We start from the raw sequence: 19,997 nt of genomic DNA, 5'->3' as shown, positions 1-19,997 counted from the left end.
CAGGAGCGCGCCCGCAAATGGCCAAATTCTTTATCGACCGACCGATCTTCGCCTGGGTGATCGCACTGTTCATCCTGGTGGTGGGCGGCGTGTCAATCACCCAGCTGCCGATCTCGCAGTACCCGCCGGTGGCGCCACCCGCCATCGTCATCAACGTCGCCTACCCCGGCGCCTCGGCCCAGACGCTCGAGGACAGCGTGCTGTCCGTCATCGAGCGTGAAATGAACGGCTCCCCGGGCCTGATCTACATGGAATCGGTGGCCCAGGCCGACGGCACCGGCTCCATCACGATCAGCTTCGAGCCCGGCACCAACGACGACCTCGCGCAGGTGGACGTCCAGAACCGGCTGTCGCGCGCGACGCCGCGCCTGCCCTCCGCCGTGACGCAGCAGGGCGTGCGCGTGGACAAGTCGCGCAACAACTTCCTGATGTTCGTGATGCTGTCCTCGGACAACCCGAACTTCGACCCGGTGGCGCTCGGCGACTACGCCGCGCGTAACGTCGTGCCCGAGCTGCAGCGCGTGGTCGGCGTGGGCCAGGCGCAGCTGTTCGGTTCCGAGAACGCGATGCGCGTGTGGATCGACCCGGCCAAGCTGCAGGGCTTCAACCTGTCGTCGACCGACGTCAACAACGCCATCCGCGCGCAGAACGCGCAGGTGTCCTCGGGCACGCTGGGTGACCTGCCCAACATTCCCGGCCAGGCCATCGCGGCCACGGTGACCGTGAACGGCCAGCTCGTCAACGTGGAGCAGTTCCAGAACATCGTGCTGCGCGCCAACACCGACGGCTCGACCGTGCGGCTGAAGGACGTCGCGCGCGTGGAGCTCGGCGGCCAGTCGTACGCCACCTCGGCCCGCCTGAACGGCGTGCCCGCGGTCGGTATCGGCGTGCAGCCCACGCCCAACGGCAACGCGCTGCAGTCGGCCAAGGCGATCCGCGCCAAGATGGCCGAACTCGAGCGCTACTTCCCGCAGGGCGTGAAGTGGGCGATTCCGTACGACAGCTCGCGCTTCGTGCAGATCTCGATCACCGAAGTGGTCAAGACGCTGCTGGAAGCCGTGGCGCTGGTGTTCATCGTGATGTTCCTGTTCCTGCAGAACTGGCGCTACACGATCATCCCGACCATCGTGGTGCCGATCGCGCTGCTGGGCACTTTCGCCTCGCTGCTGGCGCTGGGCTTCTCGATCAACGTGCTGACCATGTTCGGCATGGTGCTGGTGATCGGTATCGTGGTGGACGACGCCATCGTGGTGGTGGAGAACGTCGAGCGCATCATGAGCGAGGAGGGGCTGCCGCCGCTCGAAGCCACGCGCAAGGCCATGAGGCAGATCTCCGGCGCCATCATCGGCGTGACGGTGGTGCTGATCTCGGTGTTCGTGCCGCTGGCGTTCTTCGCGGGCTCCACCGGCAACATCTATCGCCAGTTCTCGGCGGTGATGGTGGCCTCGATCGCCTTCTCGGCCTTCATGGCGCTGTCGCTCACGCCGGCGCTGTGCGCCACGCTGCTCAAGCCGGTGGAAGCCGGCCACCACCACGAGAAGACCGGCTTCTTCGGCTGGTTCAACCGTGGCTTCTCGCGCACGGCCAAGGGCTACGAGAGCGTGGTCGCGCGCATCCTGCGCCGCGCCGCGCGCTACCTCGTGATCTACGTCGCGATCATCGGCGCGGTGGTGTTCACCTACACCCGCCTGCCGAGCTCCTTCCTGCCGCAGGAAGACCAGGGCAACATCATCGTGAACGTGCAGCTGCCGCCTGGCGCGACGCAGGAGCGCGCGCTGTCGGTCATGCAGCAGGTCGAAGGCTTCATCCTGAAGCAGCCCGAAGTGGAAAGCATGGTGGGCGTGATGGGCTTCAGCTTCTCTGGCCAGGGCCAGAACGCCGGCCTCGCCTTCGTGACGCTGAAGGACTGGGAAGAACGCAAGGACCCGGCCCACTCGGCCAGCGCGCTCGCCGGCCGTGCCTTCGGCGCGCTCTCGGGAATCCGCGACGCCTTCATCTACCCGCTGAGCCCGCCGCCCATTCCCGAACTGGGCAACGCCAGCGGCTTCAGCTTCCGCCTGCAGGACCGTTCGGGCGCAGGCCACGACGCGCTGATCAAGGCACGCAACCAGCTGCTGGGCATGGCCTCGCAGAGCAAGGTGCTGGCCCAGGTCCGTCCCGACGGCCTGGAAGACGCGCCGCAGCTGCAGATCGACATCGACCGCGACAAGGCGAACGCGCTGGGCGTGAGCTTCGACGCGATCAACACGACGCTGTCGACCGCGCTGGGTTCGAGCTACATCAACGACTTCCCGAACCGCGGCCGCCTGCAGCGCGTGGTGGTGCAGGCCGACGCTCCGGCGCGCATGCAGCCCGACGACCTGCTCAAGCTGAACTCCAGCAACACGCAGGGCCAGCCGGTGCCGCTGTCGGCCTTCGCGACCACCAAGTGGGTCACGGGCGCCACGCAGACGGTGCGCTACAACGGCTATCCGGCGATCCGCATCAGCGGCGACGCGGCACCCGGCTACAGCACGGGCGCCGCCATGGCCGAGATGGAAAAGCTCGCCAAGCAGCTGCCGCAAGGCTTCGGCTTCGAATGGACCGGCCAGTCACGTGAAGAAAAGCTCGCGGGTTCGCAGGCCATCATCCTGTATGCCTTCGCGATCCTGGCGGTGTTCCTCTGCCTGGCCGCGCTGTACGAGAGCTGGTCGATCCCGCTGTCGGTGATCCTGGTGGTGCCTCTGGGCGTGCTGGGCGTGCTGGTGGCGACGATGCTGCGCTCCTATTCGAACGACGTGTACTTCCAGGTGGGGCTGATCACCATCATCGGCCTGTCCGCGAAGAACGCGATTCTGATCATCGAGTTCGCGAAGGATCTGCAGGCACAGGGCAAGGGGATCATCGAATCGGCGCTCGAAGCCGCCCACCTGCGGTTCCGCCCGATCATCATGACCTCGCTGGCCTTCGGCCTCGGCGTCGTGCCGCTGTTCATCGCCTCGGGCGCGGGCTCCGCAAGCCAGCGCGCCATCGGCACCGGCGTGCTCGGCGGCATGGTGACGGGTACGGCCCTCGCCGTGATCTTCGTGCCGGTGTTCTTCGTGGTGGTGCGCAAGCTGTTCAAGGGCAGCGCGCGCCAGCACGAGGCCGACAAGCGACACGCCGAAGCCGCCGGCATTGCACCGGAGCAACCACAACATGACTAAGAAACTGATTCCAACCGCGCTGGCCGCCGCGATGCTGCTGGCGGGCTGCTCGCTGATCCCGACCTACGAGCGCCCCGCCGCGCCGGTGCCGACCACCTACCCGGGTGATCCGGCGCAGCCGTCCGGCCAGGCCGCGGCCAACCTGCCGTGGCAGGACTTCTTCACCGACCCGCGGCTCGCGGGCCTGATCCGCACGGCGCTCGCGAACAACCGCGACCTGCGCGTATCGGTGCTCAACATCGAGCAGGCGCGCGCGCAGTTCCAGATCGAGCGCTCCAACCTCTTCCCCGCGCTCGGCCTCACGGGCACGGGCTCGCGCTCGAGCCCCAACGCCTACCAGGCGATCGATCCGAGCCAGGGCAGCGTGTCGTCGCAGTACGCCGTCAACTTCGGCTTCACCTCGTGGGAGATCGATTTCTTCGGCCGCATCCGCGCGCTGAAGGACCAGGCGCTGGCGCAGTACCTCGCCACGGACGAGACCCGCAAGGCGGTGCAGACCAGCCTGATCGCGTCGGTGGCCAACGGCTGGCTCACGCTGCTGGCCGACGACGAGCTGCTGGAGATCACGCGCCAGACCATGGTCACGCGCGAGGAGTCGGTGCGCCTTACCAAGCTGCGCTTCGACAACGGCGTTTCGTCGGAACTCGACTACCAGGCCGCGAACGGTCAGCTCGAGGCCGCGCGCGCGGCCTACGCGCAGCAGCAGCGCACCCGCGCGCAGGACGAGAACGCCCTCGCCCTGCTGCTGGGCGCGCCGGTGCCGGCCGATGCGACGGCGGGCGGCGCGAAGGGCCTGGACGGCATCAAGCCGATGCCCGACGTGCCGGCCGGCCTGCCCTCGGACCTGCTGGCGGAGCGACCCGACATCCGCTCGGCCGAGCAGCAGCTGATCGCGGCCAACGCCAACATCGGCGCGGCGCGCGCGAACTTCTTCCCGCGCGTGTCGCTGACGAGCTCCATCGGAACCGCCAGCAGCGAGTTCTCGGGCCTGTTCGACCGCGGCTCCAAGGCATGGTCGTTCGCTCCGACGGTGACGCTGCCGATCTTCGACGCCGGCCGCAACATCGCCACGCTCGACTCGGCCAAGGCCGGGCGCGAGATCGCGGTGGCGCAGTACGAGAAGTCGATCCAGACCGCGTTCCGCGAAGTGGCCGACGCGCTCGCGGGCCGTGCCACGCTGGGCGAGCAGGTACGCGCGCAGCGTGCGCAGGCCGATGCGGAGTCGGTGCGCTACAAGCTCTCCGACCTGCGCTATCGCAACGGCATCGCCAGCGCGCTCGACCTGCTCGATGCGCAGCGCTCGCTGTTCACGGCCCAGCAATCGGCCGTGAACTCGCGCCTGCTGCAGCTGCAGAACCAGGTCACGCTCTACCGGACGCTGGGCGGCGGCTGGGCCACGCGCGACGGCAACGGCGAGAAGGGCTGAAGCCCTCGAGGGCGTCTCGAGCTCGATCAGGGCCGAGACGCCAAGGCGTCCCATAAGGGTGCTCCCTTGCCCCCGCCGGCAAGGGCACTCCCTATAATCGCCGGTTGGTTAGGAAAAGCCCCCCGACGAGCCCCCGATAATTGAGGACGCGAATGAGCGCAGACCCGCATTACCAGGCCACAGAAGAAGCCCACACCGGGCCGATCAAGAACCCGAAGCAACTGCTGCTCGCGGTATTTTTTTCCTTCATTGTCCCGATCCTGATCATCGTGGGCCTTGTCTCCTACGTGGTCTCGGGTACCAAGCCCGCCGGCACCGCCGAGGGCGAGAACATGGCGCTCTACGGCGTGACCAAGGAAGCGCGCGACCGTGACGTGGCCGAACGCCTCAAGAAGGTCGGCAGCATCGAGATCCGCGACGCCAACCGCCCGCTCGCAGCCGGCGAGGCCGTGTTCAAGGCCCAGTGCGTCGCCTGCCACGGAGCGCCCGGCATCCCCGGAGCCCCTCACCTGAACGACGCCGCAGCCTGGGGCCCGCGCATCGGCCAGGGTTATGCAACGCTGCTCGAACATGCCCTGAAGGGCAAGGGCGCCATGCCTGCGCAGGGCGGCGGCGACTTCGAAGACCTCGAAGTGGGCCGTGCCGTGGTCTACATGGCCAATGCCGGCGGCGCCAAGTTCCCGGTGCCTGATCGCCCCGCAGCAGCAGCCGCGGCGCCTGCCGAAGGTGCTTCAGGTGCGGCTCCTGCCGCAGCGGCCAGCGCGCCAGCCAAGTAAGCGTTTTCCCTGATCAGCCACGAAAGAAAGCCGGCCCAGCGCCGGCTTTCTTTCGTTCAGGGGTGCGACGCGGCCGCAACGGCGGCGTGGCGTTCGGCAGGGCTCAGCACATGGCCGAAGCGCGCGGGCAACTCGCTGGCCTGCACGTTCGCGGGTGTCCACAGGCCCCGTTCCACGGCTTCCGCCGCGATGCCCACGTCCTGCGTGTGCACCAGCCCGAGCCCGAGCGGCGAGACCAGGTAGAGCCGCCCTTCCTCATCGAGCAGGCAATCCGACACCGTGGTGGCCACGCCCGTATGGGCCGTGACGGCGAAGCCGCCGCTCGCATTCGCATCCTCGGCAACGCGCCAGACCAGCGGCGAGGCCTCCAGCTCCACGTAGACGCGCTGCGGCCCGTTCTGGAAGAACCACTGGCCTTCGTCGTCGTGCTCGTAGTTGCGGTGGATGAATTCGATCAGCTTGTCGTGCCGCAGCATCGAGCCCTTGGCCGAGCGGAACGGGCCCATGGCCTGGGTGCGGTCGTCGCGCATGTACCAGTTGCCGCGCGCGTCGAGGCCGAGCCAGCCGTAGCAGTGCGGCACGTTGGGCCACTTGGCGAGCGCTTGTTTGACGATGTCGTCCATGGCGAGCATTTTGCTCGCCCCCAGGCTCCGTGCACTTCGTGTTACTTCGCCAACCCCCTACCGGAGGCGGACCGGCCGCTTCGGGCGGCCGTGCGCGGCGGCCCTCACGAATGAACAGGGGGTGCGAACTGAGCCAACCACCCGCCGACCCGCTCTGGCATGCCCCGCACATGCCCCGGCGGCGACCCCATCGGAAAGCCGACGTGCCCGCCATGCGCGGGCTGCCACAGCGTGACGTGCGCCCCGACCTCGCCGGGCTTCGGCAGGCTGCTCGCCGGAATGAACGGATCGTTGCGCGCATTCACCACCAGCGCGGGCACGCGGATCGAGGCCAGGTGCGGCTTGGCCGAGCCCCGGGCCCAGTAGTCGTCGGCGTCGCGAAAGCCGTGCAGCGGGGCGGTGAAGACGTTGTCGAATTCGTAGAGGTTGCGCGACGACATCAGCCGCTCGCGGTCGAACAGGCCCGGAAACTGCGCCAGCTTGGCCAGCGCCTTGGGCTTCATGGTCGCGAGGAACATCCGCGTGTAGACCAGCTTGTTGAAGCCCTGTCCGATGGCCTCGCCACCCGCCGCGAGGTCGAGCGGCGCGCAGACCGAAGCGACGGCACTCACCACGCCGGAGGCGGTTTCGCCCGCTTCGGAAGCCCATCGCATCAGCGCATTGCCGCCCAGCGACACGCCCGCCGCCAGCACCGGCCCTCCGCCCTTCTGCGCATGCTGCTCGCGCATGCGCGCGAGGATCCAGCCGATCTCCTCGAAGTCGCCCGAGTGGTAGGCGCGCGGCGCGAGGTTCATCTCGCCGCTGCAGCCGCGGAAGTGAGGCACCGCGAAGGCCATGCCTCGCGACGCCGCAAAAGCCGCGAAGGCTTCGGCGTAGTGGCTGCGCGACGAGCCCTCGAGTCCGTGGAACAGCACCAGCAGCGGCCTCGCGCCGGCAACCGGCGCATCGACGAAGTCGACGTCGATGAAGTCGGCACCATCCGGCGTGGACCAGCGCTCTCGCCGGTAGACCGGGGCCGGCCCGTCGAAACGGCGGGCATAGAGCGCGGCCCAGATGGTCTGCAGGTTGCCGCCGGGCAGCCAGCGCGGCGCCGCGTAGTCCATCGACTCGAAGGAAGTCGCGGCGGCAGCCGCAACAGGAGAAAAGGAAGCTGCGGGAGAAAGCATCAATCGATCGTCAATGCAGGACCTGGGGCGGATCGTTCGCGTCGTCCGGTTCGCGTGCGGTGCCGGGGCTCGCGTGATGCGCCACCATGCGCCAGCCCTGGGCGGTCTTGTGATAGACGTTGGTCGCCAGCACGAAGGCATGGCGCGGCCCCTCGGCGGTGAGCACCTCGATGCGCTCGAGCACGTTGTGCACCGCGCTCGCGAGCGAATCGATCTTGCGCACCCGCGCCGGCATGGCGTGGATCGCGCCGTTGCCGAACATCTGCTCGAAGGCCGCGCGGATCGCCACGGCCCCCACCAGCCTCGGGCCGCCGGGGTGCACGCAGAACACCTCGTCCTCATCGGCCCAGCAGGCCATCAGCGCATCGATGTCGCCGCGCTGCAGCGCTTCGTAGAAGGCCGCCTCGACATCGTCGGCGGTACCGCCGATGGCCGCGGCGGCGCGGAGTGGGGTCTTGGGCATGGCGTGATTTTGCCGTGCGCTCCATGACGCCGGCACTGCACCGCTTTGGTCCTTGCCGCACCGGCTGGCCGCAGCCCGGCCGGATCGCATGCTCTGTTTTGGACCAAATGGTCAAAAAGAAAACGCCGATTTCTCATAAGCAGTTGATCTGAAAGGACTTATCCAACTGGCACGGCGCATGCAAGGAGCCTCTCGAACCCGCAACAGGAGCCCTTCCAATGAACGTCGGCATCTTCATTCCCATCGGAAACAACGGCTGGCTGCTTTCCGAGAACGCACCGCAGTACAAGCCCAGCTTCGAGCTCAACAAGCAGATCACGCTGAAGGCGGAGCACTACGGCGTCGACTTCGCGCTGTCCATGATCAAGCTGCGCGGCTTCGGCGGCAAGACGGAGTTCTGGGACCACAACCTGGAGTCCTTCACGCTCATGGCCGGCCTGGCCGCGGTCACCAGCAGGATCAAGCTCTTCGCCACCGCCGCCTCGCTGGTGATGCCGCCGGCCATCGTGGCGCGCATGTCGTCCACCATCGACTCGATCTCCAACGGCCGCTTCGGCCTCAACCTCGTCACCGGCTGGCAGCGGCCCGAGTACTCGCAGATGGGCATGTGGCCCGGCGACCAGTTCTTCGGCACCCGCTACCAGTACCTGTCCGAATACATCCAGGTGCTGCGCGACCTCTGGGGCAAGGGCTCGTCCGACTTCAAGGGCGACCACTTCAAGATGGACGACTGCCGCCTGAGCCCGCAGCCGCAGGCCGACATGAAGGTAATCTGCGCCGGCCAGAGCGACGCGGGCATGGAGTTCTCGGCGAAGTACGCCGACTACAACTTCTGCTTCGGCAAGGGCGTGAACACGCCCAAGGCCTTCGCGCCCGCGGCCGAGAAGCTCATCGAGGCCACCGCGAAGACCGGTCGCAAGGTCACCACCTATGTGCTGATGATGGTGATCGCCGACGAGACCGACGAGGCCGCGCGCGCCAAATGGGAGCACTACAAGGCCGGCGCCGACCACGAGGCCATCGCATGGCTGGGCCAGCAGGGCGCGGCCGACACGAAGTCGGGCGCCGACACCAACGTGCGCCAGATGGCTGACCCGACCTCCGCCGTGAACATCAACATGGGCACGCTCGTAGGCTCGTACGAGAACGTCGCGCGCATGCTCGACGAAGTGGCAGAGGTGCCCGGCACCGAAGGCGTGCTGCTGACCTTCGACGACTTCGTGCAGGGCGTCGAAGCCTTCGGCGAGCGCATCCAGCCGCTGATGAAGAGCCGCGCGCACGTGCCGAGTCCCGTGCCCTCGCAGGTCGAGCCCGAGCGCCTCGCGGCCTGAGCGGAAGGAGCGCCACATGACCACTCCCGCACGCAACGCCACCCTCACCTCGAACACGCCCGTCGGCGCACCGCGCGCGCCCGGTGCGCCGGCGCCGTTGATACTTCCCGCGCGCCCCGAGCCGCTCGCGCTGCACGCGAGCGACTCTGCGCTGATCGTCGTCGACATGCAGAACGCCTATGCATCCATCGGCGGGTATGTCGACTCGGCCGGCTTCGACATCTCCGGCGCGCAGGGCACCATCGCCGGCATCGTGCGCGCCATCGCGGCGGCACGCGCCGCCGGCATGCTCGTCGTGTTCCTGCAGAACGGCTGGGACGCGGGCTACGTCGAGGCCGGCGGCCCCGGCTCGCCGAACTGGCACAAGTCGAACGCGCTCAAGACGATGCGCGCGAAGCCCGAGCTGCAGGGCAAGTTCCTCGCCAAGGGCGGCTGGGACTACGAGCTCATCGAGGAAATGAAACCGCAGGCCGGCGACATCGTCGTGCCGAAGACGCGCTACAGCGGCTTCTTCAACAGCACGCTCGACAGCACGCTGCGCGCGCGCGGCATCCGCCACCTGGTGTTCACCGGCATCGCCACCAACGTGTGCGTCGAATCGACGCTGCGCGATGCCTTCCACCTCGAGTACTTCGCCGTGATGCTGGAAGACGCCACGCACGAACTCGGCGGGCCCGCGATCCAGAAGGCCTCGGTCTACAACGTGGAGACCTTCTTCGGATGGGTCTCCACGGTGGACCAGTTCTGCAGCGTCTTCGCGCTCGCCTCCACTACCCAACCCGCACCGGCCGAAGCGGCCATCGCCTGATTTCTCTTCACCAACAAGGAGTCTCCATGCCCAAGCAAGCCATCATCCCACCCGGCACCGGAGTGCCGATCGCCCCCTTCGTTCCCGGCACGCTCGCCGACGGCGTGCTCTACGTCTCGGGCACCCTGCCCTTCGACAAGGACAACAACGTGGTGCACGTGGGTGACGCCAGCGCGCAGGCGCGCCACGTGCTCACCACCATCAAGGGCGTGGTCGAGGCTGCCGGCGGCACCATGGACGACGTGACCTTCAACCAGATCATGCTCAAGGACTGGGCCGACTACGCGAAGATCAACGCGGTGTACGCCGAGTTCTTCCCCGGCACCAAGCCCGCGCGCTACTGCATCCAGTGCGGCCTGGTGAAGCCCGATGCGCTGATCGAGATCGCCTCGATCGCACACGTCGGCAAGAAGGCCTGAGCTTCATGAGCGCCCTGCACTACGAGGTGCACGGACCGTCCGGCGCGGCAGCCACGGTGCTGCTGTCGTCGGGCCTCGGCGGTTCCGCCGGGTTCTGGCAGCCGCAGCTCGGCGCGCTGATCGTCGCCGGGTACCGAGTCATCGCCTACGACCAGCGCGGCACGGGCCGCAGCCCCGCCGCGTTGCCCGAGGCCTATGCCATCGCGGACATGGCCCGGGACGTGATCGAGATCCTCGACGCGACGAACACTTCGCAGTGCCACTTCGCAGGCCACGCGCTCGGTGGCCTCGTCGGGTTGCAGCTCGCGCTCGACACACCTTCGCGCATCGCGAGCCTCGCGCTCGTCAATGCGTGGTCGACGCCCAATCCGCATTCGGCGCGCTGCTTCGATGCACGGCTCGCACTGCTGGGCGCGTGCGGACCGCGCGCGTATGTCGAAGCACAGCCGATCTTCCTTTACCCCGCCGCCTGGGCCGCGGGGAACGCGCAGCGCGTGGCCGACGAAGTCGATCACGCCTTCGCGCACTTTCCGGGCGAAGCCAACATGAGGGCGCGCATCGCCGCCCTTCGGGCATTCGACGTCGACGCACGCCTCGCCGACATCGCCGCACCCGCACTGATTGCAGCGGCCAGGGACGACACACTCGTGCCCTGGACCTGCTCCCAACGCCTGGCCGACGGCATGCGCGACGTCACGCTCGACTTCGTGCCGCACGGCGGCCATGCCCACAGCGTGACCGAGGCGGAAGCCTTCAACCGCAGCCTGCTCGACTTTCTTTCGCGGGTCAGCGCACCCGCCGTTCCAGCATGACCTCCACCAACACTCTCGACGACGCCGCGCTGTCGCTGCTCTTCACCGGCGCGCGCACCCACAACGGCTGGACCGCCAAGCCCGTCACCGACGCGCAGCTGCGACAGATCTACTCGCTCGCGAGCCTCGGCCCCACCTCGGCCAACTGCTCGCCTGCGCGCTTCGTCTTCGTGCGCACACCCGAAGGCAAGCAGCGCCTCGCGCCGGCCCTGTCGAAGGGCAACCTCGACAAGACCATGGCCGCGCCCGTCACGGTCATCGCCGCGTGGGACCGCAAGTTCTACGACAGGCTACCCACGCTGTTCCCGCATGCCGACGCGCGCAGCTGGTTCACCGGCAGCCCCGAGGCCGCGCACGAGACCGCCTTCCGCAACGCCAGCCTGCAGGCGGGCTACCTGCTGCTCGCGGCGCGCGCGGTCGGCCTCGACGCGGGTCCGATGTCGGGCTTCGACAAGGCGAAGGTCGACGCGGCCTTCTTCGAGGGCACCGACTGGACCGTCAACTTCCTCATCAACCTCGGCCACGGCGACGCGTCGAAGGTGTTCGGCCGCCTGCCGCGGCTGGCCTTCGACGAGGCCTGCTTGCTGGCCTGAAGGAGCTGCGCGACATGCTGCACAACGCCATGGCCTCGAACCCCGTCTCCCCATCGGCATCGATTCCCCCCGGCTTGCAGAAGGCCGACTACCGCAATGCGATGGCACGGCTGGGCGCAGCGGTCAACATCATCACCACCGACGGTCCCGCGGGCCGCGCGGGCTTCACTGCCTCGGCAGTCTGCAGCGTGACCGACGAGCCGCCGACGCTGCTGGTGTGCCTGAATCGTTCGGCCTCGGTGTACCCGGCATTCAAGGCGAATGGCGTGCTGTGCGTCAACGTGCTGGCTGCTGGGCACCAGTCGCTGTCCGCGCTCTTCGGCGGCAGGACGCCGATGGACGAACGCTTCGCCGCAGCCCGCTGGAGCAGCAAGACCACCGGTTCGCCGGTGCTCGACGACGCGGCCGTGTCCTTCGACTGCCGCGTGGTGCACGCGACGAGCGCGGGCACGCACGACGTGCTGTTCTGCGAAGCGGTTTCCATCGCCATCGGTGGCGCGGCGCAGGGGCTCATCTACTTCGACCGGCAGTACCACGAGATCGCGGCACCGCAGCAGCACTGATCTCTTTTCCTTCCCTCTCCCCAAGGGGAGAGGGAGTAAGCCTCAGCGCGGCGCGATGCCCTGGAGAACGATGCGCTGCACGTTCTCCACCGTGCGCTCGAAGAATGCCTCGTCTTCCAGCGTGTGCCCCGACAGCGCCTGCACCTGTACGCCGAAGTCCGCGTAGTGCTGCGTCACCGCCCACAGCGCGAAGATGAGGTGATGCGGATCGACAGGCGCCAGCTTGCCCGCTTCGATCCATGCGCGGATCACTTCCGATTTCTTCTCCACCAGCGTGCGCAGTTCTCGGTCGAGTTCGTCGCGCAGCAGCGGTGCGCCCTGGATCATCTCCAGGCAGAAGAGCCGCGACGCATCGGGCCGGTCGCGCGAGATCACCAGCTTGCGGCGGATGTAGTCGCCGATGGCCTGGGCCGGGTCCTGCTCCGCGCTGAAGCCGCGCAGCGGTTCGAGCCACAGCGCGAGCAGGTCGCGCAGCACGTTGACGTAGAGCTCTTCCTTGTTCGCGAAGTAGTAGAGCAGGTTGCTCTTCGAAACGTCGGCGCGCGCCGCCACCTGGTCGATGGACGTGCCATGCAGGCCGAAGCGCGAGAACAGTCCCAGCGCGGCACCGAGGATCGCGCTGCGCTTGTCCTCGATCTGCCGCAGCCTGCGGTTCACCGCGGACGCGCTGCGCACCGCGGGCTTCGCGCGCTTGCGCACCGGGATCTCTTTGCTGGCGCTCGCGGCCAGTGCTTTGGTCTTCGGCATCTTCCCTCGCTCTTCCCTCGTTCGTTCGGTCGTGAATCGGTGGACAGGACAACGCACCACTGTAAAGCCGCGATGCATCGCCTTGCGCCGCAACCGTCTTCGCGGCACGGCAATGCGCACCATACTGACGCGACGGATGGGTTTTGTCCATTTGGTCCAACTGGCACAGACGTTGCATGGCGAAAGGCATGCCAAGCATGAGGAACCTGCCATGACCCTGCTTTCCGTACCCATCATCGATCTCGCGCCCTACTTCGCCGGAACCGCCGAAGGCAAGGCGGAGGTAGCGAAGAAAGTCGACGAGGCCTGCCGCAGCATCGGCTTTCTCGTCATCACGAACCACGGCATCTCGCCCGATCTGATCTCGCGCGTGTCATCGCTCTCGCGCAGGTTCTTCGACATGCCGCTGGGCGAGAAGCGCAAGGTCGATCGTCCGCGCGAGGACGCGGTGCGCGGCTACAGCGCCGTGGGCGAGGAAGGCCTCTCCTACAGCCTCGAGGAGGCGGCGCCGGGCGACCTGAAGGAGTCGTTCTCCATCGGCCCCTCGAGCGTGCCGGACGACGACTACCACCGCGGGCCTGCCGCAGGCCCGCACTTCGAGCCCAACAGCTGGCCGCCCATCGACGGCTTCCGCGAAGCCTACGAGGGCTACTTCGATGCGATGAGCGATCTCTCGCGCTCGCTGATGCGCGTCTTCGCGCTCGGCCTGTCGCTGCCCGAGTTCTTCTTCGACGACAAGATCGACAAGCACATCAGCATGTTCCGCGTGCTGAGCTACCCGCCGCAGCGCGAGCAGCCGCTGCCCGGCCAGCTGCGCGCGGGCGCGCACAGCGACTACGGCAGCCTCACGATCGTGCTGCCCGACGACAAGGGCCTGCAGGTGTTCAACAAGGCCGGCCAATGGGTCGACGTGCCGCAGGTCGAGGGCGGCCTGGTGGTCAACATCGCCGACCTCATGATGCAGTGGACCAACGACCAGTGGGTGTCCACGCTGCACCGCGTGATCAACCCGCCCTTCGAGGTGGCGAGCACCAACCGCCGCCAGTCGCTGGTGTTCTTCCACCAGCCCAACTACGACGCGATGGTCGAGTGCCTGCCGAGCTGCCTCGCGCCGGGCGAGCAGGCGAAGTACGCGCCCATCTCGTCGGGCGACCACCTCACCTCGAAGTTCGTCAAGCAGACGACCTTCGGCGGCACCAAAGTGGCGGCCTGAACGCATGGCTCATCTGTCATACGTCAACGTCTTCGCGAAGGACGTGGTCGCGCTCAGCGGCTTCTACCAGCGCGTCTTCGGCTTCGAGGAGATCGAGGCGATCCGCTCGCCGATCTTCCGCGGGCTCGATACCGGCAAGTCGAGCCTCGGCTTCAACGCCCTCGATGCCTACGAGCTGCTGCACCTGAGCGAGTTCTCCGACACGCGCGGCGTGAAGTTCCTGCTGAACATCGACGTCGACAGCCAGGCCGACGTCGACCGCATGGTGCCCGTTGCGCTCGAAGCCGGCGCCACGCTCGTGAAGCCGCCTTACGTCACCTACTACAACTGGTACCAGTCGGTGCTGCTCGATCCAGAAGGCAACGTGTTTCGCATCAACTTCATGATGTGACGCGCGCCGCTCTCTTGCTTTCCCCTCCTCTCTTCTTCAACGCCTCTTCTCAAAGGTAGTTCCATGCAGCAGCTGCGCACCCTCACTCCCGGCCTGGGCCTGGCCATGACCATCGCGGCCGGCGGCGCGTTCTTCACCTCGCTGCCCGCAGCGGCGGCCGATGGCTTCACGCTGAAGGACAAGCCGAAGATCGCGATGCTCTACTTCGGCCCGAAGAACGACGGCGGCTGGACGCAGGCCTTCGACGAGGCCCGCGTGAAGATCGAGAAGGAGATCGGCCAGAAGATCCAGTTCGTGGAGAACGTGCCCGAGGACGCGTCGGCCATCAAGCCGGCGGCCGAGAAGTTCATTCAGCGCGGCGCCAACATCGTGATCGGCACCGCCTTCGGCTACTCCGACAGCTTCAAGGACCTGGCCGCCAAGTACCCCGACGTGGCCTTCCTCAACGGCTCGGGCACCACCAACGGCAGCAACCTCGAATCGTTCTACGGCCGCACCTACGAGAGCCAGTACCTCTGCGGCATGGCCGCCGGTGCCGCATCGAAGACCGGCAAGCTCGGCTTCGTCGCGGCCAACCCCTTCGGCGTGGTGAACTGGACCATCAACGCCTTCGCGCTCGGCGCGCAGAAGATGAACCCGAACGCCACCGTCAACGTGATCTACACCGGCGCGTGGAACGACCCGGTGAAGGAGCGCGCGGCGGCTGCCGCACTCATCGACCAGGGCGCCGACGTGATCGGCCAGCACGTCGACAGCCCCACGCCGCAGATCGTCGCGCAGGAGCGCGGCGTGTACGGCACCGGCCACCACCGCGACCTGCGCCAGTTCGCGCCCAAGGCCACGCTGTGCTCCTCCGTGTGGGTGTGGGACCGCTTCCTGACGCCGGAGCTCAAGAAGATCATCGCCGGCGGCTGGAAGCCCGCGCAGTACGGCGCCTTCATCGAGATGAAGGATGGCGGCACCGACATCGCCGGCTTCGGCCCCGCGGTGCCCAAGGACAAGGCCGCGACCATCACCGCCGAGCGCGACGCGATCATGAAGGGCAAGCAGATCTACGCCGGCCCGCTCGCCGACCGCGACGGCAAGGAACGCGTGGCCAAGGGCGCCGTGCTGTCGGATGCCGACCTCTGGAAGATGGACTGGTTCGTCAAGGGCGTGGTCACGCAGAAGTGAGCCGAAGGCCAAGCACCTCATGCCCAATGCGCTCGAACTCACCGGCATCCGCAAGTCCTTCGATGGCTTCGCGGCCCTGACCGACGCCCACTTCGCAGCGCGCTGGGGCGAAGTGCACGCACTGCTGGGCGAAAACGGCGCGGGCAAGTCGTCGCTGATGAACATCGCAGCCGGGCTCTATGCGCCCGAGGCCGGGCAGCTGCTGGTGGACGACAACGCGGTGCGATTCGACGGCCCGCGCGACGCGGCGAAACACCGCATCGGCATGGTCCACCAGCATTTCAAGCTGGTGCGGCCGTTCACGGTGGCGCAGAACATCCTGCTCACCGCACCGCCGCCGGCCGAGTTCCAGAGCCATGGCGAGCGGCTGCGCGAGATCACGCGCGACATCCGCAACAAGGCCGCGGAACTGGGCTTCGACATCGATCCGTCGAAGCGCGTCGACGCGCTGTCGATCGCCGAGCAGCAGCGCGTGGAAATCCTCAAGGTGCTTCTGGCCGGCGCGCGCATCCTGATCCTCGACGAGCCCACGGCCGTGCTGACCGACCAGGAGGCCGCGCGCCTGCTGCAGACGGTGCAGGGGCTGGCGCGCAAGGGCGCCGCCGTGGTGCTGGTCACGCACAAGATGGCAGACGTGAAGACGTATGCCGACCGCGTGACGGTGATGCGCGGCGGGCGCACGGTGGCCACGCTGAAGCCGGAAGAAGCGTCGGTGGCCGAGCTGGTGAAGCTCACGGTGGGCGAGTCGATCGCCGCCACGCAGGCGTTCCAGGCTTCGACTGCACAGCGCGGCCCGGTTCGCCTCACGGTGCGCGGGCTGCGTACGCCGGCATCACCCGAAGGTCGCCGCGTGCTCGACGGCGTGGACCTCGAACTGCACGCGGGCGAGATCTACGGCCTTGCCGGCGTCGGCGGCAACGGCCAGGGCGAACTGGCGGGCGCGATCATGGGCCTGCCGGGCGAAGCCACTGAAGGCGAGATCCGGCTCGAAGGCCACGGCGACCTGAAGACCATGGCCGCATCGGTGCGCCGTGGCATCGGCATCGCCGCCATTCCGGCCGACCGCTACGGGCTCGCGCTCGCGGGAGGTCTCTCGGTGGCGGAGAACTACGCCATCGGCCGCGTGCACACCGGTCGCTACGGCCCCGTGTGGCGCCTGCGGCGCAACCGCATCCAGAGCGACACGCAGGAAGCGGTGCGCGCCTTCGACGTGCAGGGCGTGCGCTCGGTCGCGCAGAAGGCCGCGCTGCTCTCGGGCGGCAACGCGCAGAAACTGGTGCTCGCGCGCGAGTTCGGCAAGTCTCCCACGCTGGTGCTCGCGCACAGCCCGAGCCGCGGGCTCGACGTGCGCGCCAGCGCCGAGGTGCATGCCCGCCTGCGCGCCGCGCGCGACAGCGGCGCCGCGGTGCTGCTCATCAGCGAGGACCTCGACGAGGTGCTGCAGCTCGCCGACCGCGTGGGCGTGATGACGCGCGGACGCATCGCCGGCGAGTTCGCCCAGCCCGCGGACCGGCAGGCCATCGGACAGGCGATGGTGGACCATGGCTGACGCATCCCTCATGGCCGACATGGCAGCTCCTTCTTCCAAGATTCCTTCTCCCATCGCCCACGAGGCACCGCGCGCGACACAGCCGCTGGCCCGCCGCCGCTACGCGCTCGAGATCCGCCAGCACATGTCATGGCGCTGGCAGGCGCTGATCCTCGCTGCCGCGCTGCTCGCGGGCTTCGCCATCTCCGCCGCGATCCTCGTGGCGGCCGGCGTGCCTGCCGACGAACTCGCCAACGAGTTCGTGATGCAGACCTTCTTCGACGGCCAGAACTTTCGCGCCGTGCTGTTCCAGGCCGCGCCGATGATCCTGGTCGGCCTCGCCGGCTCCATCGCGTTCCGCGCGCGCTTCTGGAACCTCGGGCTCGAGGGCCAGATGATCTGGGGCGCCATCGGCGCGACAACCATCTCGATGTGGCAGATCGGCCCCGAGAACCTGCGCCTGCCGCTGATGTTCGTCGCGGCCGTCGGCTGCGGCCTGCTGTGGGTGCTGGGGCCCGCGTGGCTCAAGCTGAAGCTCGGCGTGAACGAGATCATCTCGACGCTGATGCTCAACTACATGGCGGCCAACTTCCTGCTGCACCTGGTCTACGGCAGCTGGAAGGACCCGAAGGACAACTTCCCCTACTCGCCGCAGTTCCGCGCCTTCGAGCGCCTGCCCGAGCTGGGTGCCGGCATCGGCAGCTCCATCCTGCTCGCGGGCGTCGTCGCGATGCTGGCGTGGTGGCTGGTGAGTGTGAGCCGCGTGGGGCTCTACCTGCGCTTCGTCGATGCGAATCCGCGCGTGGCGCATGCCAACGGCGTGCCGGTGCGGCGCACGATCTACGGCGCGGTGCTGCTGTCGGGCGCGATGGCCGGGCTGGCAGGCTTCGCGGTGGCCGCGGGGCAGGAGGGACGGCTCACGCAGGCCTTCTACCAAGGCTACGGCTTCTCGGGCATCCTCATCGCCTTCCTTGCGCGCAACAACCCGCTTGCGGCCACGGTGGTCGCGCTGCTGGTGGCGGCTCTCTTTGTCACAGGGCGCAGCCTGCAGGTGTTCTACCAGGTGCCGTTCTCGATGGTGCAGCTCATACAGGCGGTGATCGTGGTGTGCGTGGCGTCGAGTGACTTCTTCATCCGCCACCGGTTGCGGCGCGTGGGCGGGGAGGCTTCTGCATGAGCGGTGGCATCGTTCTCAACTGGCTGGCGAGCACGCCGGACTTCGCGGTGCCTTACGCCTTGGCAGCGCTCGGACTCATCATCTGCGAGCGCGCGGGCGTGCTCGCGCTCGGCGCAGAAGGCCTGATGCTGGTCGGCGCGCTGGCCGGCATCGGCGCACAGATCGTCATCGGCCAGCCGGCCGTGTCGCTGGTGCTCGCGATGCTGGCAGCCAGCGTGGTGTCGGTACTGTTCGCGGTGATGGTGATCTGGCTGCGCGTGAACCAGGTGATCGCCGGGCTCGCGCTGGTGTTCTTCTGCCAGGGGCTCACGGCGCTGGTCGGCTCGATGGCCGAGTGGACCAACCATGCCACCGAAGGCATCGGCACGATGGGCCTGTGGCCGCTGTCGCTGCTGCCGGTCGTGGGCAGGCTCTTCGAGCAGAACGCGATGGTGTGGCTCACGCTGCCGATCTTCGGCGCGGTGGCGTGGTTCTTCGCGCGCACCTCCGCCGGCCTGCGGCTGCGCGCGGTGGGCGAGAACCCGCAGGCCGCCGACGCCGCCGGCATCCGCGTGACGGCATGGCGCTTCGCGGCGGTGCTCGCGGGCTCGGCGCTCGTGGGGCTGGCGGGCGCCTACATCTCGGTGGTGAGCACCAAGCTGTGGATCGCGGGCATGACCGGCGGACGCGGCTGGATCGCCGTGGGTCTGGTGATCTTCGCGCGCTGGTCGCCGTGGAAGGCGCTGGTGGGCGCCCTGCTCTTCGGCTGCATCGAGGCGCTGATCCCGCAACTGGCCGCGGCCGGCGTGCAGCTGCCGCAGTACTTCGTGATGATGACGCCGTATGCGGTGACGCTCGGCGTGATGGTATGGGTCGCGCTCTCCCGGCGCGGCGCCGATGAAGAGCCCGGTGCGCTGGGCCAACCCTATGTGCGGGAAGAACGCCGATGAAGGCCTGGGTCTACGACGAGGAGCGCGAGCTCGACACGGCGAAGTTCGCCGACTACCTGAATCCCACGACCACCGCGGTCGTCTCCATCGACATGCACCGTGGCCATCTCGACGACAGCCCCGACTGCCCCTGCCCCGCGCCGCGCGCGCGCGACGTCGTGGAACCCATCGACGGCTTCCATGACGCAGTGCGGGCGCTGGGCGTGCGCATCGTGCATGTGCGGTCGGTGCTGCGGCCCGGCGGGGTGGACGACATCAACGGCATTCCGTCCGCATGGCGCCGCACCTTTCCGCTGCACGTGGGCGAGATTCCGAATGCCGACGCGCATGCCATCGAAGGCTCGAAGTGGACCGAATGGGTCACGCGCGTGGAGCCCGGCGACATGCGCGTGGACGGCAAGCGCCGCCTCTCGGCCTTCTACCCGACCGACCTCGACTTTCTTCTTCGCAACCAGCGCATCGAGACGGTGGTACTCAATGGCGGCTTCACCGACTGCTGCGTTCTCAACACGGCCTTCGACGCCAGCAACCGCAACTACCGCGTGATCGTGCTGCGCGACCTGGTGCGCGGCACCGATGCGCACCTGGAAGGCGCGGCGCTGGCGATGGTGTCGCTGCACCTCGGGCTGGTGATGGATTCGCGGGAGCTGCTGCGCCAGTGGCGCAGCTGAAGC

20 protein-coding genes are annotated in these 19,997 nt (G+C 68.0%); 16 read left to right on the top strand and 4 right to left on the bottom strand.

The features are described from left to right. Positions 1-17 precede the first annotated feature (17 nt). The 3 genes from BMY35_RS28795 (at position 18) to BMY35_RS28785 (ending at position 5,387) form a co-directional block, all read left to right on the top strand. On the top strand, positions 18-3,185 hold the full coding sequence (locus BMY35_RS28795; protein WP_093206410.1) for an efflux RND transporter permease subunit: 3,168 nt from the start codon (positions 18-20) through the stop codon (positions 3,183-3,185). Beyond that, the gene (locus tag BMY35_RS28790; RefSeq protein ID WP_093206409.1) at positions 3,178-4,611 is read left to right on the top strand and encodes an efflux transporter outer membrane subunit; all 1,434 of its coding nucleotides are present in this window, start codon (positions 3,178-3,180) and stop codon (positions 4,609-4,611) included. The genes BMY35_RS28795 and BMY35_RS28790 overlap by 8 nt, the downstream gene beginning before the upstream one ends. Before the next feature lie 152 nt (positions 4,612-4,763). Further along, on the top strand, positions 4,764-5,387 hold the full coding sequence (locus tag BMY35_RS28785) for a c-type cytochrome (protein WP_093206408.1): 624 nt from the start codon (positions 4,764-4,766) through the stop codon (positions 5,385-5,387). Positions 5,388-5,443: 56 nt separating this feature from the next. On the opposite strand, the gene BMY35_RS28780 is transcribed toward BMY35_RS28785, so the two are convergent. The 3 genes from BMY35_RS28780 to BMY35_RS28770 all read right to left on the bottom strand — a co-directional run bounded on the left by BMY35_RS28780 (position 5,444) and on the right by BMY35_RS28770 (position 7,639). Continuing rightward, positions 5,444-6,010 carry a DUF2946 family protein gene (locus tag BMY35_RS28780; protein ID WP_093206495.1) on the bottom strand — a complete coding sequence of 189 codons (567 nt, stop codon included), beginning with the start codon at positions 6,008-6,010 and terminating at the stop codon, positions 5,444-5,446. Positions 6,011-6,114: 104 nt separating this feature from the next. Then, positions 6,115-7,113, bottom strand: a complete 999-nt coding sequence (locus tag BMY35_RS28775) for a YheT family hydrolase (protein ID WP_093206407.1) — start codon at positions 7,111-7,113, stop codon at positions 6,115-6,117. A 73-nt stretch (positions 7,114-7,186) separates the two neighbouring features. Continuing rightward, positions 7,187-7,639, bottom strand: coding sequence for a YybH family protein (locus BMY35_RS28770; protein ID WP_093206406.1), 453 nt, complete (start codon positions 7,637-7,639; stop codon positions 7,187-7,189). A gap of 218 nt (positions 7,640-7,857) precedes the next feature. Between BMY35_RS28770 and rutA the strand changes: the two genes are divergently transcribed. The 6 genes from rutA to rutF are packed head-to-tail and all read left to right on the top strand — an operon-like array spanning position 7,858 to position 12,165. Beyond that, positions 7,858-8,970 carry a pyrimidine utilization protein A gene (gene rutA, locus BMY35_RS28765; RefSeq protein ID WP_093206405.1) on the top strand — a complete coding sequence of 371 codons (1,113 nt, stop codon included), beginning with the start codon at positions 7,858-7,860 and terminating at the stop codon, positions 8,968-8,970. Positions 8,971-8,986: 16 nt separating this feature from the next. Further along, positions 8,987-9,778 (top strand): pyrimidine utilization protein B, encoded by a 792-nt coding sequence (gene rutB, locus BMY35_RS28760; RefSeq protein ID WP_256229918.1) that lies wholly within the window; start codon positions 8,987-8,989, stop codon positions 9,776-9,778. A gap of 26 nt (positions 9,779-9,804) precedes the next feature. Then, positions 9,805-10,197 (top strand): pyrimidine utilization protein C, encoded by a 393-nt coding sequence (rutC, locus tag BMY35_RS28755; RefSeq protein WP_093206404.1) that lies wholly within the window; start codon positions 9,805-9,807, stop codon positions 10,195-10,197. 5 nt (positions 10,198-10,202) lie between these two features. After that, entirely contained in the window at positions 10,203-11,009 is an 807-nt protein-coding gene (gene rutD, locus BMY35_RS28750; RefSeq protein ID WP_093206403.1) for a pyrimidine utilization protein D, read from the top strand. Then, positions 11,006-11,602, top strand: coding sequence for a malonic semialdehyde reductase (locus tag BMY35_RS28745; protein ID WP_093206402.1), 597 nt, complete (start codon positions 11,006-11,008; stop codon positions 11,600-11,602). Before rutD ends, BMY35_RS28745 begins: the two co-directional genes overlap by 4 nt. A 14-nt stretch (positions 11,603-11,616) precedes the next feature. Next, a complete protein-coding gene (rutF, locus tag BMY35_RS28740; RefSeq protein ID WP_093206401.1) occupies positions 11,617-12,165 on the top strand; it encodes an NADH-dependent FMN reductase RutF in 549 nt (182 codons plus the stop codon). A 42-nt stretch (positions 12,166-12,207) separates the two neighbouring features. Here the strand turns inward: rutF and rutR are convergent, their stop codons facing one another. Next, on the bottom strand, positions 12,208-12,912 hold the full coding sequence (gene rutR / locus BMY35_RS28735) for an HTH-type transcriptional regulator RutR (RefSeq protein ID WP_093206400.1): 705 nt from the start codon (positions 12,910-12,912) through the stop codon (positions 12,208-12,210). Positions 12,913-13,123: 211 nt separating this feature from the next. Between rutR and BMY35_RS28730 the strand changes: the two genes are divergently transcribed. From BMY35_RS28730 to BMY35_RS28700, 7 genes are all read left to right on the top strand, one after another. Further along, complete coding sequence (locus BMY35_RS28730) at positions 13,124-14,125, top strand: isopenicillin N synthase family dioxygenase (protein WP_093206399.1); 1,002 nt, start codon at positions 13,124-13,126, stop codon at positions 14,123-14,125. A gap of 4 nt (positions 14,126-14,129) precedes the next feature. After that, on the top strand, positions 14,130-14,516 hold the full coding sequence (locus tag BMY35_RS28725; protein WP_093206398.1) for a VOC family protein: 387 nt from the start codon (positions 14,130-14,132) through the stop codon (positions 14,514-14,516). 63 nt (positions 14,517-14,579) lie between these two features. Next, positions 14,580-15,689, top strand: a complete 1,110-nt coding sequence (locus tag BMY35_RS28720) for a BMP family ABC transporter substrate-binding protein (RefSeq protein ID WP_093206397.1) — start codon at positions 14,580-14,582, stop codon at positions 15,687-15,689. A 19-nt stretch (positions 15,690-15,708) separates the two neighbouring features. Beyond that, positions 15,709-17,238, top strand: coding sequence for an ABC transporter ATP-binding protein (locus BMY35_RS28715; RefSeq protein WP_093206396.1), 1,530 nt, complete (start codon positions 15,709-15,711; stop codon positions 17,236-17,238). Continuing rightward, positions 17,231-18,394 carry an ABC transporter permease gene (locus BMY35_RS28710; RefSeq protein WP_218153027.1) on the top strand — a complete coding sequence of 388 codons (1,164 nt, stop codon included), beginning with the start codon at positions 17,231-17,233 and terminating at the stop codon, positions 18,392-18,394. Before BMY35_RS28715 ends, BMY35_RS28710 begins: the two co-directional genes overlap by 8 nt. Then, complete coding sequence (locus tag BMY35_RS28705; protein WP_093206395.1) at positions 18,391-19,323, top strand: ABC transporter permease; 933 nt, start codon at positions 18,391-18,393, stop codon at positions 19,321-19,323. The genes BMY35_RS28710 and BMY35_RS28705 overlap by 4 nt, the downstream gene beginning before the upstream one ends. Further along, positions 19,320-19,994 (top strand): cysteine hydrolase family protein, encoded by a 675-nt coding sequence (locus tag BMY35_RS28700; protein WP_093206394.1) that lies wholly within the window; start codon positions 19,320-19,322, stop codon positions 19,992-19,994. Before BMY35_RS28705 ends, BMY35_RS28700 begins: the two co-directional genes overlap by 4 nt. The last annotated feature ends 3 nt before the right edge of the window (positions 19,995-19,997 follow it).

It is taken from the genome of Variovorax sp. YR750 (genome assembly GCF_900109805.1).
In the GTDB taxonomy this organism is placed as follows: domain Bacteria; phylum Pseudomonadota; class Gammaproteobacteria; order Burkholderiales; family Burkholderiaceae_C; genus Variovorax; species Variovorax gossypii.
This window is presented reverse-complemented; position numbering and strand designations above follow the sequence as displayed.

Bases quoted from the DNA above. Each gene is read 5' to 3' on its own strand.
- BMY35_RS28705 (WP_093206395.1), top strand. From the start codon at position 18,391: ATGAGCGGTGGCATCGTTCTCAACTGGCTGGCGAGCACGCCGGACTTC.
- BMY35_RS28785 (WP_093206408.1), top strand. From the start codon at position 4,764: ATGAGCGCAGACCCGCATTACCAGGCCACAGAAGAAGCCCACACCGGG.
- BMY35_RS28715 (WP_093206396.1), top strand. From the start codon at position 15,709: ATGCCCAATGCGCTCGAACTCACCGGCATCCGCAAGTCCTTCGATGGC.
- BMY35_RS28795 (WP_093206410.1), top strand. From the start codon at position 18: ATGGCCAAATTCTTTATCGACCGACCGATCTTCGCCTGGGTGATCGCA.
- rutB (WP_256229918.1), top strand. From the start codon at position 8,987: ATGACCACTCCCGCACGCAACGCCACCCTCACCTCGAACACGCCCGTC.
- BMY35_RS28775 (WP_093206407.1), bottom strand. From the start codon at position 7,113: ATGGACTACGCGGCGCCGCGCTGGCTGCCCGGCGGCAACCTGCAGACC.
- rutC (WP_093206404.1), top strand. From the start codon at position 9,805: ATGCCCAAGCAAGCCATCATCCCACCCGGCACCGGAGTGCCGATCGCC.
- BMY35_RS28745 (WP_093206402.1), top strand. From the start codon at position 11,006: ATGACCTCCACCAACACTCTCGACGACGCCGCGCTGTCGCTGCTCTTC.
- BMY35_RS28770 (WP_093206406.1), bottom strand. From the start codon at position 7,639: ATGCCCAAGACCCCACTCCGCGCCGCCGCGGCCATCGGCGGTACCGCC.
- BMY35_RS28700 (WP_093206394.1), top strand. From the start codon at position 19,320: ATGAAGGCCTGGGTCTACGACGAGGAGCGCGAGCTCGACACGGCGAAG.
- rutD (WP_093206403.1), top strand. From the start codon at position 10,203: ATGAGCGCCCTGCACTACGAGGTGCACGGACCGTCCGGCGCGGCAGCC.
- BMY35_RS28710 (WP_218153027.1), top strand. From the start codon at position 17,231: ATGGCTGACGCATCCCTCATGGCCGACATGGCAGCTCCTTCTTCCAAG.
- rutA (WP_093206405.1), top strand. From the start codon at position 7,858: ATGAACGTCGGCATCTTCATTCCCATCGGAAACAACGGCTGGCTGCTT.
- BMY35_RS28790 (WP_093206409.1), top strand. From the start codon at position 3,178: ATGACTAAGAAACTGATTCCAACCGCGCTGGCCGCCGCGATGCTGCTG.
- rutR (WP_093206400.1), bottom strand. From the start codon at position 12,912: ATGCCGAAGACCAAAGCACTGGCCGCGAGCGCCAGCAAAGAGATCCCG.
- BMY35_RS28730 (WP_093206399.1), top strand. From the start codon at position 13,124: ATGACCCTGCTTTCCGTACCCATCATCGATCTCGCGCCCTACTTCGCC.
- BMY35_RS28725 (WP_093206398.1), top strand. From the start codon at position 14,130: ATGGCTCATCTGTCATACGTCAACGTCTTCGCGAAGGACGTGGTCGCG.
- BMY35_RS28720 (WP_093206397.1), top strand. From the start codon at position 14,580: ATGCAGCAGCTGCGCACCCTCACTCCCGGCCTGGGCCTGGCCATGACC.
- rutF (WP_093206401.1), top strand. From the start codon at position 11,617: ATGCTGCACAACGCCATGGCCTCGAACCCCGTCTCCCCATCGGCATCG.
- BMY35_RS28780 (WP_093206495.1), bottom strand. From the start codon at position 6,010: ATGGACGACATCGTCAAACAAGCGCTCGCCAAGTGGCCCAACGTGCCG.